The 15,738-nt window shown below is 42.4% G+C and carries 14 protein-coding genes; all 14 read right to left on the reverse strand.

Annotated features, from left to right (window positions below):
• Positions 1-100 precede the first annotated feature (100 nt).
• On the reverse strand, positions 101-394 hold the full coding sequence (locus tag F985_RS18425) for a cold shock domain-containing protein (protein ID WP_004703483.1): 294 nt from the start codon (positions 392-394) through the stop codon (positions 101-103).
• Positions 395-508: 114 nt separating this feature from the next.
• Positions 509-1,144, reverse strand: coding sequence for a uracil phosphoribosyltransferase (gene upp / locus F985_RS18430; protein ID WP_004703485.1), 636 nt, complete (start codon positions 1,142-1,144; stop codon positions 509-511).
• A 100-nt stretch (positions 1,145-1,244) separates the two neighbouring features.
• Positions 1,245-2,741 carry an NADH-quinone oxidoreductase subunit NuoN gene (nuoN, locus tag F985_RS18435; protein WP_004703492.1) on the reverse strand — a complete coding sequence of 499 codons (1,497 nt, stop codon included), beginning with the start codon at positions 2,739-2,741 and terminating at the stop codon, positions 1,245-1,247.
• A 2-nt stretch (positions 2,742-2,743) separates the two neighbouring features.
• The gene (nuoM, locus tag F985_RS18440; protein WP_004703495.1) at positions 2,744-4,342 is read right to left on the reverse strand and encodes an NADH-quinone oxidoreductase subunit M; all 1,599 of its coding nucleotides are present in this window, start codon (positions 4,340-4,342) and stop codon (positions 2,744-2,746) included.
• 1 nt (position 4,343) lies between these two features.
• Positions 4,344-6,233, reverse strand: coding sequence for an NADH-quinone oxidoreductase subunit L (nuoL, locus tag F985_RS18445; RefSeq protein ID WP_004703496.1), 1,890 nt, complete (start codon positions 6,231-6,233; stop codon positions 4,344-4,346).
• Positions 6,230-6,538 carry an NADH-quinone oxidoreductase subunit NuoK gene (nuoK, locus tag F985_RS18450; RefSeq protein ID WP_000529822.1) on the reverse strand — a complete coding sequence of 103 codons (309 nt, stop codon included), beginning with the start codon at positions 6,536-6,538 and terminating at the stop codon, positions 6,230-6,232. Before nuoK ends, nuoL begins: the two co-directional genes overlap by 4 nt.
• The gene (gene nuoJ, locus F985_RS18455) at positions 6,538-7,056 is read right to left on the reverse strand and encodes an NADH-quinone oxidoreductase subunit J (protein WP_014205902.1); all 519 of its coding nucleotides are present in this window, start codon (positions 7,054-7,056) and stop codon (positions 6,538-6,540) included. Before nuoJ ends, nuoK begins: the two co-directional genes overlap by 1 nt.
• On the reverse strand, positions 7,056-7,598 hold the full coding sequence (gene nuoI / locus F985_RS18460) for an NADH-quinone oxidoreductase subunit NuoI (RefSeq protein WP_004703498.1): 543 nt from the start codon (positions 7,596-7,598) through the stop codon (positions 7,056-7,058). Before nuoI ends, nuoJ begins: the two co-directional genes overlap by 1 nt.
• A gap of 18 nt (positions 7,599-7,616) precedes the next feature.
• The gene (gene nuoH / locus F985_RS18465) at positions 7,617-8,633 is read right to left on the reverse strand and encodes an NADH-quinone oxidoreductase subunit NuoH (RefSeq protein ID WP_004703499.1); all 1,017 of its coding nucleotides are present in this window, start codon (positions 8,631-8,633) and stop codon (positions 7,617-7,619) included.
• A gap of 3 nt (positions 8,634-8,636) precedes the next feature.
• Positions 8,637-11,321, reverse strand: coding sequence for an NADH-quinone oxidoreductase subunit NuoG (gene nuoG, locus F985_RS18470; protein WP_004703501.1), 2,685 nt, complete (start codon positions 11,319-11,321; stop codon positions 8,637-8,639).
• 11 nt (positions 11,322-11,332) lie between these two features.
• The gene (gene nuoF / locus F985_RS18475) at positions 11,333-12,664 is read right to left on the reverse strand and encodes an NADH-quinone oxidoreductase subunit NuoF (RefSeq protein WP_004703505.1); all 1,332 of its coding nucleotides are present in this window, start codon (positions 12,662-12,664) and stop codon (positions 11,333-11,335) included.
• A complete protein-coding gene (gene nuoE / locus F985_RS18480) occupies positions 12,661-13,170 on the reverse strand; it encodes an NADH-quinone oxidoreductase subunit NuoE (RefSeq protein ID WP_003653477.1) in 510 nt (169 codons plus the stop codon). Before nuoE ends, nuoF begins: the two co-directional genes overlap by 4 nt.
• Positions 13,171-13,183: 13 nt before the next feature.
• Positions 13,184-14,971, reverse strand: a complete 1,788-nt coding sequence (gene nuoC / locus F985_RS18485) for an NADH-quinone oxidoreductase subunit C/D (RefSeq protein ID WP_004703507.1) — start codon at positions 14,969-14,971, stop codon at positions 13,184-13,186.
• 83 nt (positions 14,972-15,054) lie between these two features.
• Positions 15,055-15,732, reverse strand: coding sequence for a NuoB/complex I 20 kDa subunit family protein (locus tag F985_RS18490; protein ID WP_000878003.1), 678 nt, complete (start codon positions 15,730-15,732; stop codon positions 15,055-15,057).
• Positions 15,733-15,738: the final 6 nt, after the last annotated feature.

Below are 15,738 nucleotides of genomic sequence, written 5' to 3' on the forward strand. Positions count from 1 at the left end.
CCCTTAATTCTAAATCACTTAATCTTTCTGAACGCATCAAAACACTTGTCTAATACATTCATTATTTAAGTGTTTTTAATATATTACATTTAGCTCATTATTAACGTCGGAAATTTGACAATAACTCACTCGTGATCGCTTTATTGTGATCCGCAATTTTATTTTTTTTGGTTTTCGCAGGATTCGTGTCAACACGCTCAATTTTGATCGCTTTAAATTTCCCTTGATTGTCAGCCGCAAGAAATCTCACTTTCTCATTTCTTTTCGGCTCACCTTCTGATGCAGGAAAGTCAGAAATATGAAAGAAAATATCACCTTCAGTGGTTGAAATAAAACCAAACCCCTTATCGGCGTTATATTGTTTTACTCTTCCAATATAAAACTCTTGTTTCATGATCTTTCCCCTACTTTTCCCATCCAATCGTTGCTGTAAATAAAAAGAGACTTTCAATTCCGCTGTTAAAAAATACGGTTTGATGAAGTCTCTTTTTTATGACTATTTCAAAAATTAATCTTTTTGAACACTACCAAAAATCTTGTCGCCAGCATCGCCTAAACCAGGAACGATATAACCTTGTTCATTTAAGCCGTCATCAATAGATGCAGTATAAAGCTGAATGTCAGGATGTGCTGCCTCAACTTTTGCAATTCCTTCAGGAGCTGCAACCAATACCATAACACGAATATCTTTACATCCACTTGCCTTTAACACATCAATTGCAGCAACCAAAGAGTTACCTGTTGCCAGCATAGGATCGATAATCATTGCAATACGGTTAGCCACATCTGGAACTAGCTTTTTATAGTAAGTACGTACTTCCAAAGTCTCTTCGTTACGCTCAAGACCTAACACACTTACTTTTGCACTTGGAATCAGATTAAGCACGCCATCAAGCATACCAATACCAGCACGTAAAATCGGTACAATCGTTATTTTTTTACCAGCAATACGCTGAGTAGTAACAGTTCCAGCCCATCCATCAATTTCGCAATCCACAACTGGTAAATCTTTCGTTGCTTCATATGTCAATAACATAGTCACTTCTTGAGCAAGCTCACGGAAATTCTTAGTACTGATGTCAGCACGACGTAATAAACCTAATTTATGACGAATAAGTGGGTGACGAATTTCTTGAATGGCCACAGATGTTACCTAAAAATATAAAAACGTATTTATTATAATCTTTTTTTAACTATCAATAAAAAAAAGCCTCCATATTTGGAGGCTTTTTTGTACACAAGAATTATTGTTGTTGCGAAAGCATGAAATGTAATGGAGATAAAATTTCTGCTTTTAATGCCAAATTAATCATTGGATCTGGATATACACCCAAAATAATCACTAATGCAGCAGCAGCTAATACCATCAAACCACCCACTTTTTGTCCCCAATGTGCATCAGCATCAATACGAGGAGTTTCAGGTGGAGTCATATACATCACAACCATCACACGTAAGTAGTAATACAAACCAATACCACTACCCACAATAATCATTGCAGCTAAGAACCAATGTTGAGTCGTTACAGCAGCCATAACAACCAAGAACTTACCAATGAAGCCTGCTGTTAATGGAATACCAGCCAAAGATAACATCATGACTGTTAATGTTGCTGTAAGTACTGGACGGCGCCAGAACAAACCACGGTAGTCTGCAAGGCTTTGAGCTTCATCTACGTTGTTATATGGGCTAGACATTAACGCTACTGCACCAAAGGCACCAATAGTTGTTAATACATAAGTCACCACATACACAGTTACGCTACCTAAGCTCGCATATGTCATGCTAATTAAAGCAATTAACAAATAACCAAAGTGAGCAATAGATGAATAACCCAAAATACGTTTTAAGTTCACTTGACGAACAGCGAGCAAGTTACCGACTAAAATTGACAATACAGCAATGATTGTCAAAACAGTCACTAGCGAGTTCACCATGATTGCGCCAGAAGCAAGCAAATAACGTACGAACAAACCAATAGTTGCAACCTTAGCAGCAGTCGCTAAGAAAGTTGCCATTGGAGCTGGAGCACCTGCATATACATCTGGTGTCCATTTGTGGAACGGTGCAAGCGATAATTTGAATGCAACAGCGAAAATAATAAGTGCTAAACCTAATAACACCATTGGCTGTTTGATTGCGCCAAATAAAGCTTGAACAGAATCATAGAATGAAAGCGAACCAGTGTAAGCGTAGATATACGCCATACCCATCAACAACATCGCAGAAGCTGTTGCAGAAAGTACAAGATACTTAATACCCGCTTCAAGCGATTGGCTACGTTGATATGTATAAGCAAGTAAGCCGTATACAGGAATCGACATTAACTCAAGGCTAATAAAGAAAGATGCATAGTGAGAACTTGCAACCATCAACATTGCACCTGCTACAGAAGCAAGTAACAAAAGATAGAGTTCTTCACGGTTGTCTTTATAAGTCTCGATATAAGCATGAGACAAAGTACAACACGCCAATGATGCAACTAAAATCATGAACTGATAGAACAATGTAAATGGATCAACCATAAACATGCCCATCACATTTGCCGGTACAAATTTACCGCCAAATAGTTCTAGCAAGATATAAAGTGCAGCAAGGTTTAAACCGACAACAGAAGTTGTTGCGATTAAATTATGGTTACGCTTAATTGCAATGAGCAACATGACGACGACTGTTGTCAACGCAACAATCATCACAGGCGCTAATGGCATAATCGTAGAGAATGATACTGTGAAGTTCATGATTATTGGATCTCCACATGGTCAAGTTGAGTAGCTGTTTGCTGAACAGTTTCAACGACTTCTTGTACTGGCACATAACTATTGACCAACCACTGCATACTTGAATGAGATACATCCAAGAATGTTTGTGGGAAGATACCAAGCCAAACGAGACCAATCGCACAAATCATCAAAATAACAACTTCACGAGCAGATAAGTCTTTTAATGGATTAGTGTAGTGTTGCTTTTGTTCAGGGTTTGGCTCACCAAATAAAGCACGGTGAATCAAGATCAAACCATATAAACCTGCAAATACAAGGCTGATAGAAGCAAGAATCGTGAAGGCAGGATATTTATTAAATGAACCCATCAAAATCAGGAATTCACCAATAAAGTTACCTAAACCTGGCACACCAACAAGAGCAGCTACGAAGAACATTAAGAAGAATGGTAAGTATTGGAGTTGACCACGAAGACCACCCATCAAACGCAAATCACGTGTATGCAAGCGCTCGTAGATTTGACCAGACATAATGAACAATGCAGCAGATGACAAACCATGTGCCAACATCATGATCATTAAACCTTGGAAGGTCAAAATATTACCTGCATAGATTGCAAGTAAAATGAAGCCCATGTGTGAAATCGACGTATACGCAAGTAAACGTTTCATGTCAGTTTGCTGGTAAGCACACCAAGCGCCGTAGAAAATACCAATCAAACCGAAAATAATCGCAATATCTGCAAACTGTGCAGAAGCTGCTGGGAAGAATGGAATTACAAAACGGAGCAAACCGTACGCTGCTGTCTTAATCAAGATACCAGCCAAGTCTACAGAACCCGCTGTAGGAGCTTGAGCATGCGCATCTGGTAACCAGCCGTGCAATGGGAAAACTGGTAACTTCACTGCAAAACCAATAAAGAAGCAGATCATGAAACCATACGCGAAGCCAGCAGGTAAACGATTCGCTACAGCTAATAAATAGTTGTAATCAAAACCGATCATACCAGTCATCATGTAGCCATAGACCACAAGGCCAAGGATACCGATTAACATCACTAAACCAGCGATTTGCGTATATAAGAAGAACTTAGTTGCAGCGTAAACACGTGAACGGCCGTTTGAACCTTTATGACCCCATAACGCAATCAAGAAGTAGATTGGTACAAGCATCATCTCCCAGAAGAAGAAGAATAGGAACAAATCGATTGCCAAGAACACGCCAATAACGCCACCTAAACTCCATAATAAGTTTAAGTGGAAGAAACCAACGTTCTTTTGAATCTCGCCCCATGAGCAACCAACAGCAAGTACACCAAGTAAAGCTGTTAACAACACCATGAGTAAAGATAAGCCATCCACTGCTAAGTGAATGCCAATACCGAGAGATTTAATCCACGGTAAATAGAACTCAGCTGACCAAGTTGGGACTTTTGAGCCCAACTCGTATGTATAAGTACCACTTTGCCAAAGTGCAAGACCTAAGCCCAAAGTAATGAGCATACCGATTAGGGCAATCCAGCGTGGCAAAGTTTTGTCGAGTTTATCGACTAACCAACAAGCAAAACCTGCAATGAACGGAACAAGGATCAGCGCGGGTAAAATTAAATTGTTTTCCATTTTATTTCCCCACTACCTGAATAACGATCAAGATCATCAATAACACCACTACACCGAGTGACATGCTTGATGCGTATTCACGCAATGAACCTGTTTGACGTGAGCTTGTAAAACTGTTTCCGCCTTTAACAAGTGCAGGAAGCACAAGCCACAAGCTATCAATTGGATCACGACCAAATAGTTTGGCGAAGAATAAATAAGGTTTAACAAAAACGATGTCATACAACGCATCGAAACCAAATGCAGTACGACAGATATGAGCTAAGCCAGCACCAAGACTTGTTTGAGCAAACGATTTTACTGCACCGTAAGCAAAAGCAAACAGACCAATACCAACTGCTAAACCAACAAGCGCGATACCTACAGCTAAATGCTCTGCTCCATGCATGCCTTCTACAAACTGTTCAGCAACGTGGAATTCAGGAATTTTCGCTGTATTTAAAATACCAGCTACAGGACCTTTTAGTGCAGCGCCCACAAAAGTAGACAATACTGCCAAGATACCTAATGGCGCCCAGTAAGTTGCACCTTTAATCTCATGGTAATGTGTATTTTCTTTACCGAAGAATACAACCCAGATTAAACGGAAGGTATAGATTGAAGTCAGGAACGCACCTGCTACACCAGCCCAATATAAGGTGTGGTATAGAGCAACTGATTGACCTTGAACCCAAACTTCACCAAGAATCGCATCTTTTGAGAAGAAGCCGATTGTTAAGAATGGAATCGCTGCTAATGCACCGCCACCAATCGCGAAACATGCAAATAGGAATTTGTTTTTGTAGAACAAACCGCCCATTTTGAAAATATTTTGTTCGTGATGGTAAGCAAGAATAACTGCACCAGAAGACAAGAATAATAATGCTTTGAAGAATGCGTGAGCCAACATGTGGAACAAGCCAGCTTGGTAAGCTTCTGCACCAACAGCCATAAACATATAACCAAGCTGACTCATTGTTGAGTAAGCCAAAATACGTTTGATGTCTGTTTGCACAAGAGCAGCAAAACCTGCAACTAATAAAGTTACAGCACCTGTTACCGAAATGAATTGCATCACTTCAGGTGCAAGCTCAAATACGCTGAATAGACGACAGCATAAGTACACACCAGCCGTTACCATTGTTGCTGCGTGGATTAATGCAGAAACAGGTGTTGGACCTGCCATCGCATCTGCCAACCATGTTTGCAATGGAATTTGAGCAGATTTACCAGCAGCACCCAAGAACAACATTAATGCAGTCCAGATGGTAAGTGACGAACTCTTCGTCATTACTTCTGCTGCATGTTCAACGATGTACTGAGTATTAAGCGTACCAAATTGTTGGTAAAGCAAGAATAAAGCGATAAGTAAGAATACGTCACCTACGCGGGTAACTGTAAATGCTTTGATCGCCGCCCAACCATTTGCAGGGTTTGCATAATAGAAACCGATGAGCAAGTAAGAGCAAAGACCTACGCCTTCCCAACCTAAGAATAGCAACGCTAAGTTGTCACCCAATACAAGCACAAGCATGCTTGCAACGAATAGGTTGAAATAAGAAAAGAAACGCGCATAACCTTCTTCACCACGCATGTACCATGATGCAAAGATGTGGATTAGGAAACCAACACCAGTGATCATGCCCATCATAAGTAAAGATAAGCCATCTAAATGTAAGCTAATGCCAGGAGCGAAACTACCAACATTGAACCATGTCCAAAGGTTTTGAACAAAAACCTGCTGGCCGCTACTTGTAAATGCCATACCAGCAATCAATGCAAATAATGCAGATAAACCTACAGAACCCACACCAATAATTGCTGAAACATTTTCAGAGAGCTTATCACGCCCTGCCGCCAATAAAATAAAACCGATTAGCGGAAATAATACTGTTAGATATAAATAACTCATCCGCGCATCTCACTAGCAGCATCCACATCCAAATGATGGAAGCGATGATAGAACTGAAGGACAATCGCAAGACCGATACACGCCTCTGCCGCAGCAAGGGTTAAAATCAGAATGAACATCACTTGTCCATCTGGTTGTGCCCATACGCTACCCGCAAGAACGAATGCTAACGCAGCAGCATTCATCATGATTTCAAGGCTCATTAACATAAATAGTAGGTTGCGTCGCACCATTACACCGTAAAAACCGAGTGCAAAAAGAATGGTTGCAACAATCAAACCATGTTCTAAAGGGATCTGGCCCATTATTCTTTTTCCTCTTCTGCACCTGGTTCACGTTTACCTAAGTGGTATGCTGCAACAAGGGCTGCTAGCAATAACATCGCGGCAACTTCAACCAATAATAAGTAGTGAGTAAAGAGCGCTTGACCAACAACTTTTGGTCCAATTACTTGTGCTCCAAGTGGTGCAGAGATGGTTGTATATTCACCACCAAGCATCCAAACTAAAAGTAAGCCAAGTAAAAAGCTCATGAGTGCTGGATATGCCCAAGCATCTGAAGAAAGCCATTTACGCTCTTGTTCTACAGTGTGTTGCCCTAAGTTAAGCATCATCACCACGAATACGAACAAGACCATAATTGCACCAGCATAAACAATGATTTCGAGGGCGCCAGCAAACGGCGCACCTACGATCATGAAAATACCAGCAACTGCAAGTAATGAAACAATCAGACTAAGCAATGCATGTACAGGGTTCGTGTTAGTAACTACACGAACCGTAGAAACGATGGCCACGAGCGCCATCAAATAAAACGGCCACATCATGGTAATAGACTCCGTACATCGATTGGTGCACTTTCTTTTTGTGCTTGACCTTTCTCTTTACCGCTAACAGCCATACCAGTTACACGGTAGAAGTTGTAGTCTGGGTATTTACCTGGACCTGAAATGAGTAAGTTTTCTTTCTCATATACAAGGTCTTGACGTACGTATTCGCCCAACTCGAAATCTGGAGTCATTTGAATCGCTGTCGTTGGACATGCTTCTTCACACATACCGCAGAAAATACAACGAGAGAAGTTGATACGGAAAAACTCCGGATACCAACGCCCATCTTCTTTTTCTGCTTTTTGTAGTGAAATACAGCCAACTGGACATGCAACCGCACAAAGGTTACATGCCACACAACGTTCTTCCCCATCTGGGTCACGCGTTAATACGATACGACCACGAAAGCGTGGCGGCACAATTTGTTCAGCCGGTACTTCTGGATATAAAATCGTGTCACGTTTACGCGTTGCATGGCTAAATACCATAAACAACGAACGTACAATTGATCCGAATCCAGCTAGAAATTTATACATTTTGTACTCCCTGCTGTCCTAGGCCTGATTCATCAGAATCACAGCACCAGTCACTAACAAGTTGACCAACGCCAATGGCAAACAAATTTTCCAACCAAAGTTCATGACTTGGTCATAACGTGGACGCATTAAAGAACCACGTGCCAATACAAACATCATTACAAAGAATGCTGTTTTAATCACAAACCAGAATACTGGTGGAACAAATGGAATTTCTAAATTGAATGGCGCTAACCAGCCACCAAAGAATAAAGTCACGATCAATGCAGAGATAAGTACAACGTTGACATATTCAGCAACGAAGAACATACCCCATTTCATACCGCCATATTCAACATGGTAACCTTCAGCCAATTCTTGTTCTGCTTCTGGTTGGTCAAATGGATGACGGTGAGTTACCGCAACACCAGCAACCACAAAAATCAAGAAACCTAAGAATTGTGGAATAACGAACCAAACATCGCGTTGTGCTTCAACAATTTCACGAAGGTTGAATGAACCTGCAATTGCAACCACACCCATTAACGAGATACCCAAGAACACTTCATAAGAAATGGTTTGAGCAGCTGAACGTAAGCCACCAAGCAATGAGTATTTGTTATTTGAAGCCCAGCCACCAAATAAGACTGCATAGACTGCAATACCAGCCATTGCCATAAAGAACAACAAACCGATGCTCATGTCGGCAACACCCAGTGAAGGACTCACCGGGATAACCATGAACGAAAGCACCGCAGTTGCCATCGCAACTGCCGGAGCTAAACGGAAAGTTAATTTATCAGCAAATTTTGGTGTCCAGTCTTCTTTGAACATGATCTTGAGCATGTCGGCAACGATCTGGAACATACCACCAGGACCAACACGGTTTGGACCATAACGGTCTTGCCACCAAGCAAGTAAACGACGCTCAATAAAAGACATCAACGCAGCAACAAGAACAACAACAAGCAAAATCACAACTGCTTGAACAACTGCATAAGCAATTGGCCAGTTCTCAGCCCAAAGTGGCGTTTGACGTATAATTTCTTGATTCATGAATTACACTCCTAATGCCACTGAAACAGGCTCAGCTAACGATACTGTTGGTGCTAAACCAACTGGGTAACCGATATAACCTGTAGGTAAGTATTCAATTACTTGTACAGGCAAGCTCACTGTAGTTTCGCCTGCTTTAACTGTAATGCGTTGGCCTTCTTGCAAATTCAAACGCGTTGCATCTTGCTCACCAACTGCAAACATAGCTTCTGGAATACGAGTTTCCATTGCAGGTGTTTTAATCGTGAATTCACCAGAACCAAAGATGTGGTGCATTGGTACAAGACGGAAGCTTTCAGGGTTTGCAACTACAGCAGTTGGAGCAACATAGCTACGTGCTGGACGTTTTGCTAAACGATCGAATAAACGAACGCCCGAATCACCACCTTTTAAGTGACCGCCCACTTCATCTTGGTATTTGTTCCAAGATTGTGGAGAATTCCAACCCGGAGCCCACGCAAATGGTACAAGTGAAGATGCATTTTGTGGACCAACATAACCTTCCATAGAGAATGTTAATGCTGAGTCTGGATCTGTTGGCTGTTTAGGTTCATGAACCGATAAAGGTGCACGAATTGCTGTACGACCAGAATAACGACGTGGTTCACGCGCAATTTTCAAACCATGTACACGGTAGCCTGCATCTGGTGCAACGTCTTGAATTGCTTCAAGCACAGGAACATTTTTAACGATAGTTTCGATAACGTCATCAAGCAATGTCCAATCAACTGGCTTACCTTTAAGACCAGTTTCAATGGCATGCAACCAACGCCAAGATTCTTTAATCGCGTATTCAGGCTTGTAGTAGCTTGGATCGTAAACTTGGTAGAAGCGCTGTGCACGACCTTCTTGGCTTACAACAGTACCATCACCTTCAGCAAAGCTTGATGCTGAAAGTACAATATCCGCCTGTTTCACAGTTTCTGTTTCACTGTGATCAAGCACAATTACTGTTTCAGCTTTATCAAGTGCTGCTTTAACTTGAGCGGCCGGTAAGCGACGGAACAAGTCATTTTCAACAATCACAAGTGTGTCGTAGTCTTGAGCAAATGCTTGTTCAAGGCTTAAACCGCCAAACAATGCCAAGCCCATAGAGTTCACTTCAGGAACAACAAGGCTTAAACCAGCTTTTGAACCAAGGTTTTGCGTTAACTCTGCCGCAGCTTCCATAATTGAAGCATCTTGCAAGCTCGTACCCGCAATAATTAACGGTTTGTTTGCTGCTTTTAAAGTGTCGGCAATAGTTTGTGCAAATGCTTTTGCATCGTCATCTAAACCACTTACAACTTCACCTTTAACTGCTGCAGCAACTGCAAAGCCTAAACGCGCGATGTCGTTTGGAGATGCAACCACTTCACCAGTTGCAACATCGGCAAGACGAGTTTGAGTTGCAGCCAAGATATAGATCGGAGACTTCGCTTCCTGACCAATACGTTGTACAGGCTCAGCCAACCAATCTGGCGTACGTGTTTTTGCAGCCATTTCGCGAGCTTTGTTTTTCGCAGCTTGGCGAACAGACAATGCCATACGAGGTGCAGTTTGAGTTAAATCTTCACCCAAAATTAATACTGCATCATAGCCTTCAATTTCACGCATGTTCGGGTTGTAAATACCCTCTGTTTGCATGATTGAAGCTGCAAGCTCAACAAGATTTTGCTCTTTTTGTGCAACACCTGTTGAATAGTTTGCCTGACCTACAAGTTCACGTAATGCGTAGTTTGATTCTAAACTTGCACGTGGTGAACCGATACCTAAAACCTTTTTGCCTTCAAGTTTCGCAATTGCCTGATCTAAAGCTTGGTCAACTGAAACAGTTGCTACTGTTTCACCATTGCGGAATTGAGGTTGACGCGGACGATCTGCACGGTTGACATAACCTGTGCCAAAACGACCTTTGTCACAAAGGAAGTATTGGTTAACCGAACCATTGAAGCGGTTTTCTACACGACGGATTTCGCCATAACGTTCACCCGGAGAAATGTTACAACCCGAAGAACAACCATGACACACGCTTGGTGCATATTGCATATCCCATTTACGGTTATAGCGTTCTGAATGAGTTTTGTCGGTAAATACACCTGTTGGACATACTTCAGTCAAGTTACCTGAGAATTCAGACTCTAAAGTACCTGATTCTGGGCGACCAAAGTAAACACGTGACGCATTGGCATATACACCAAAGTCTGTACCACCCGCATAGTCTTTGTAGTAACGAACGCAACGGTAACAAGCAATACAACGGTTCATTTCATGAGCGATGAATGAGCCGAGTTCTTGATTGTAGTGTGTACGCTTCGTAAAACGATAGCGACGACGGTCGTGACCTGTCATTACAGTCATATCTTGTAAATGACAGTGACCACCCTCTTCACATACTGGACAGTCGTGTGGGTGATTCGTCATTAAGAATTCAACAATAGACGCACGGAAATCCGTAGCTTCTTTGTCTTCAATCGAGATATAGGTATTGTCAGATGCTGGCGTCATACATGACATCACAAGACGTCCGCGCGTATCTTCAGGATTTGCATACTGAGTTACGGCACATTGACGGCAAGAACCAACCGAACCTAAGGATGGATGCCAACAAAAATATGGGATGTCGATGCCCAGACTCAAACATGCTTGTAGCAAGTTTTCCGAGCCGTTGACTTCATACGATTTTCCATCGACATGAATTGTAGCCATAGTCGAATTCCTTAAGCTTGTTCTACGTTGCTGGTTTGCACGACAGGACGATTCGTCACTTTCGCTTCAAACTCACCACGGAAATGTTTGAGTGCGCCCATAAGCGGCTCCATCGCACCTGGTGCGTGGGCACAGAAAGTTTTACCAATCCACAATTTACGAGTTAACTCTTGTAAATGATCGATATCTTCTTTCTTACCTTCACCTGTCTCAAGTGCTTTAAGCGCTTTAACAGCCCATGGCAAACCATCACGGCATGGTGTACAGAAACCGCATGATTCGCGCGCAAAGAACTCTTCTAAGTTACGAGTGAGCGATACCATACATTGAGTTTCATCTACCACCATCAACAAACATGTTCCCAAACGAGAACCTGCTTTCATAATAGTGTCTGCATCCATTGGTAAATCAATAGTGTCTGCAGGTAAAAAGTCAGTAGACGCACCACCTGGTAACCATGCTTTAAGCTTTAAGCCTTCACGCATACCGCCAGCATGATCTTCAATTACTTCACGAGCAGTCGTACCAAATGGAAGTTCCCAAAGACCAGGGAATTTAACTTTACCTGACGCACCATAAATCTTAGTGCCTGGATCTTTTGATTTACCAGCTGATAAACCGATATACCACTCTGGACCACGAAGCATGATTGCTGGCAAGTTGTTATAAGTTTCAACGTTGTTCACAATCGTAGGACGACCCCATGCACCAGCAACTTGCGGGAATGGTGGTTTCGTACGTGGGTTAGCACGGCGGCCTTCAAGTGAGTTAATCAATGCAGTTTCTTCACCGCAGATATAACGACCTGCACCTGTATGCACGTGTAACTCGAAGTTCCAGCCAGAACCTAAAATGTTGTCACCCAAGTAACCTTTAGCGCGAATTTGCTCAAGCGCTTCATTTAGGTATTGAGCAGCCTCGATGTATTCGCCACGAATAAAGATATAACCTTGAGTTGCTTCTAAGGTATAACCTGCAATCAACATACCTTCGATCAATTGGTGAGGAAGTTTTTCCATCAACAAACGGTCTTTAAAGGTACCCGGTTCCATCTCATCGGCGTTACAGATTAAGTAACGTGGGCCACCATCATTTGGTGCCATAAGAGACCATTTGATCCCTGCTGGGAAGCCTGCACCACCACGACCTTTTACAGTTGCAGCTTTAATGACATCTAACACTTCAGCAGGCTTCATACCTAATGCTTTTTTAAAGCCTGCATAACCTTCAAGTGCTTCGTAATCGTCAGCGCTACGTACTGCTTCTTGTTTGCTTAAACGCCAAGTCAGTGGATGAGTTTCCGGATTACCGTCGCCATAAATTGGTTTTGGTTCGGTATTCATACATACTTCTCCAATAACTGTTTGATTGATGTCACTTCCACTAAACCGTGAGTATCTTCATCAATCATTAACGTTGGGCCTTTGTCACAGTTGCCTAGGCAGCAAATTGGTAACAGTGTAAAACGACCATCTGGTGTCGTCTGACCATACTGAATACCTAATTCACGCTGGAATGCTTCAGCAAGTGTTTCAGCACCCATTAAGAAGCAAGCAATTGAGTCACAAAGCAAAATTACGTGACGACCTACCGGATGGCGATAGATACGGTTGTAAAATGTTGCAACACCTTCCAAATCAGCAACACTCATCGACAACAACTGTGCGATGGCATTCATTTGAGCGTCATCTACCCAACCATTACGGCGCTGTACGCACTTCAAAGCATCCAAAGAGGCTGCACGTGGGTACGGATAGTGACCAATGTGATGTTCGATGTCGTGAATTTCTTCCGCAGTCAAAATTCCTTCAACATTCACACGTGGTTTTTTATCAGTCAAAATCATCATTATGTGTTACCTCTTAGCGATCCACGTCAGCCATAACCACGTCAATGGTCGCCAGATAAATGATTAAGTCAGATACTAAACTTCCGTTAATCACTGAAGGCATTTGCTGTAAGTGAGTAAACGTCGGTGTACGAATACGAGTACGATAACTCATGGTCGCTTTATCTGAAGTCAAGTAATAAGTACTTGCACCTTTCACAACTTCGGTCATGAATGATGATTCACCAGCAGGCATAACAGGACCCCATGACACGCTCAAGAAGTGCGTAATCAAGGTTTCAATGTCTTGTAATGTCTTATCTTTTGGTGGTGGCACAGCCAATGGGTGATCCGCTTTATATGGACCAGAAGGCATGTTATCCAAACACTGTTTGATAATTTTGAGTGACTCAGTAATTTCACGGAAGTGAACAAGTACACGAGCGTATGCATCGCCTTCATACTCAACTGGCACATCAAAATCAAAGTTTTCATAGCCACTGTATGGACGATATTTACGTACGTCGAAATCAATACCTGTTGCACGTAAACCAGTACCAGTTACACCCCATGCAAGCGCAGATTTTGCATCGTATTGAGCAACATTACGTGTACGACCAATAAACACAGAGTTTTTAAGTGCAGCTGTGTAGTATTCGTTTAAACGTTTAGGCATCCACTCTAGCAACTCTTTAACAAGTTTTTGCCAGTTGTTTGGAAGGTCGTGTGCTGTACCACCAATACGGAACCATGCTGGGTGCATACGGTAACCCGTGATTGCCTCAACAATGTCGTAAACTTTTTGACGGTCTGCGAACATATAGAATACTGGTGTCATACCACCGGCATCCTGAATTGCCGTACCACAGAATAACAAGTGGTTATTAATACGGAACAATTCGTTCAACATGACACGAATCACTTGCGCACGTTCAGGAACTTTAATACCTGCCATTTGCTCTACAGCCATTACATACGGCATGTTTTGAGCACAACCACCTAAGTAGTCAACACGGTCAGTATAAGGAATGAAAGAATGCCATGTTTGACGTTCAGCCATCTTTTCCACACCACGGTGGTGATAACCGATATCAGGTACACAGTCCTTCACTTCTTCGCCATCTAACTGCAATACAACACGGAACGCACCGTGCGCAGATGGATGGTTAGGACCCAAGTTCAAGAACATGAAGTCTTCGTCAGCGTTACCACGCTTAAGACCCCAATCTTCAGGTACAAAGCGTAAGTGTTCCTGTTCGAAATCTTGCTTCGCTTTGTCTTGCATGTACGGCGTATATTCTGTCGCACGTGCTGAATATTCTTTACGAAGCGGGTGACCTTCCCAATAAGTTGGCAACAAAATACGACGGAGCATTGGATGCCCTTCGAAATTGATACCGAACATATCGTAAGCTTCACGTTCATACCAGTTGGCATTTGGCCAGATATTTGTCGCTGTCGGGAGGTTAAGATCATTTTCGTTCAAGGCAACCTTGATACGAATGTCACTATTACGCTCAAGCGATAATAAATGATAGAACACAGTGAAGTCAGATGCTGGTAAACCATCACGATGTTGACGTAAACGCTCATCCATCGCTGATAAGTCAAACAGCATTACATAAGGACGTTCCACTTTACGCAGGAACATGAGGACTTCTTGCACGCGTGCGCGCTCAACCCAGACTGTTGGAAACTCTTCAAAAGTCGCCTGCACATAGAAGTTCTCACCAAATTTGGTTTTGAGCTCTTCTACGATTGCAAATGCTGGGCGTGAATCAACTGGTGTTGACTCTGGCATAGCAATGTCAGTTTCAGCCATTGGCTTGGCTTCCTATTTAATACAAATTCTGTCAATTTTCTCGATGAACATATCGGTCAGACATGTCAAAACACCGTCAAAAATTATTTAATCTCATCCATAGAGCGTAAGTTTTTAACGGCAATACGCTGCGCATTCTTACGATCACGTTCTGGCATCATCTTTGGCTTATACACTGGCTGAAGATCATCACCAATCACGGCAGAAAGCGGGCGTCGCTCTAATTGAATCTGGTCTTGCAAAAGCATTAATGCTTGAATTAATGCTTCAGGACGAGGTGGACAACCTGGGACGTACACGTCAACAGGAATAATTTTGTCTACACCTTGTACTACTGAATAGATGTCGTACATACCTCCAGAGTTTGCACAAGCACCCATTGAAATAACCCACTTAGGTTCTAACATTTGTTCGTACAAACGTTGAATAACCGGAGCCATTTTGACAAAGCAGGTACCTGCAACAATCATCAAGTCAGCCTGACGAGGTGAAGCACGAATAACCTCTGCACCGAAACGGGACAAGTCATGCACGCCTGTTAAAGTCGTTGCATATTCAACGTAACAACATGAGGTACCAAAGTTAAATGGCCACAAAGAGTTTTTACGTCCCCAGTTTACTGCTGTATGCAAGACATCCTCTAAACGAGTCATGAATACATTCTTATTCACTTCCTCTTCAAGCGGATCAGTCACAATTTGACGGTCTTGCAATGGGTATTGATCAGCATCCGGATTCGCGCGGGTCAGAGTATATTTCATCCCGAC

This window comes from Acinetobacter seifertii (genome assembly GCF_000368065.1).
Taxonomy (GTDB): domain Bacteria; phylum Pseudomonadota; class Gammaproteobacteria; order Pseudomonadales; family Moraxellaceae; genus Acinetobacter; species Acinetobacter seifertii.

Coding starts and splice junctions, on each gene's coding strand:
- F985_RS18425 (WP_004703483.1), bottom strand. CDS start 394: ATGAAACAAGAGTTTTATATTGGAAGAGTAAAACAATATAACGCCGAT.
- nuoN (WP_004703492.1), bottom strand. CDS start 2,741: ATGAACTTCACAGTATCATTCTCTACGATTATGCCATTAGCGCCTGTG.
- nuoM (WP_004703495.1), bottom strand. CDS start 4,342: ATGGAAAACAATTTAATTTTACCCGCGCTGATCCTTGTTCCGTTCATT.
- nuoL (WP_004703496.1), bottom strand. CDS start 6,233: ATGAGTTATTTATATCTAACAGTATTATTTCCGCTAATCGGTTTTATT.
- nuoK (WP_000529822.1), bottom strand. CDS start 6,538: ATGGGCCAGATCCCTTTAGAACATGGTTTGATTGTTGCAACCATTCTT.
- nuoJ (WP_014205902.1), bottom strand. CDS start 7,056: ATGTGGCCGTTTTATTTGATGGCGCTCGTGGCCATCGTTTCTACGGTT.
- nuoI (WP_004703498.1), bottom strand. CDS start 7,598: ATGTATAAATTTCTAGCTGGATTCGGATCAATTGTACGTTCGTTGTTT.
- nuoH (WP_004703499.1), bottom strand. CDS start 8,633: ATGAATCAAGAAATTATACGTCAAACGCCACTTTGGGCTGAGAACTGG.
- nuoG (WP_004703501.1), bottom strand. CDS start 11,321: ATGGCTACAATTCATGTCGATGGAAAATCGTATGAAGTCAACGGCTCG.
- nuoF (WP_004703505.1), bottom strand. CDS start 12,664: ATGAATACCGAACCAAAACCAATTTATGGCGACGGTAATCCGGAAACT.
- nuoE (WP_003653477.1), bottom strand. CDS start 13,170: ATGATGATTTTGACTGATAAAAAACCACGTGTGAATGTTGAAGGAATT.
- nuoC (WP_004703507.1), bottom strand. CDS start 14,971: ATGGCTGAAACTGACATTGCTATGCCAGAGTCAACACCAGTTGATTCA.
- F985_RS18490 (WP_000878003.1), bottom strand. CDS start 15,732: ATGAAATATACTCTGACCCGCGCGAATCCGGATGCTGATCAATACCCA.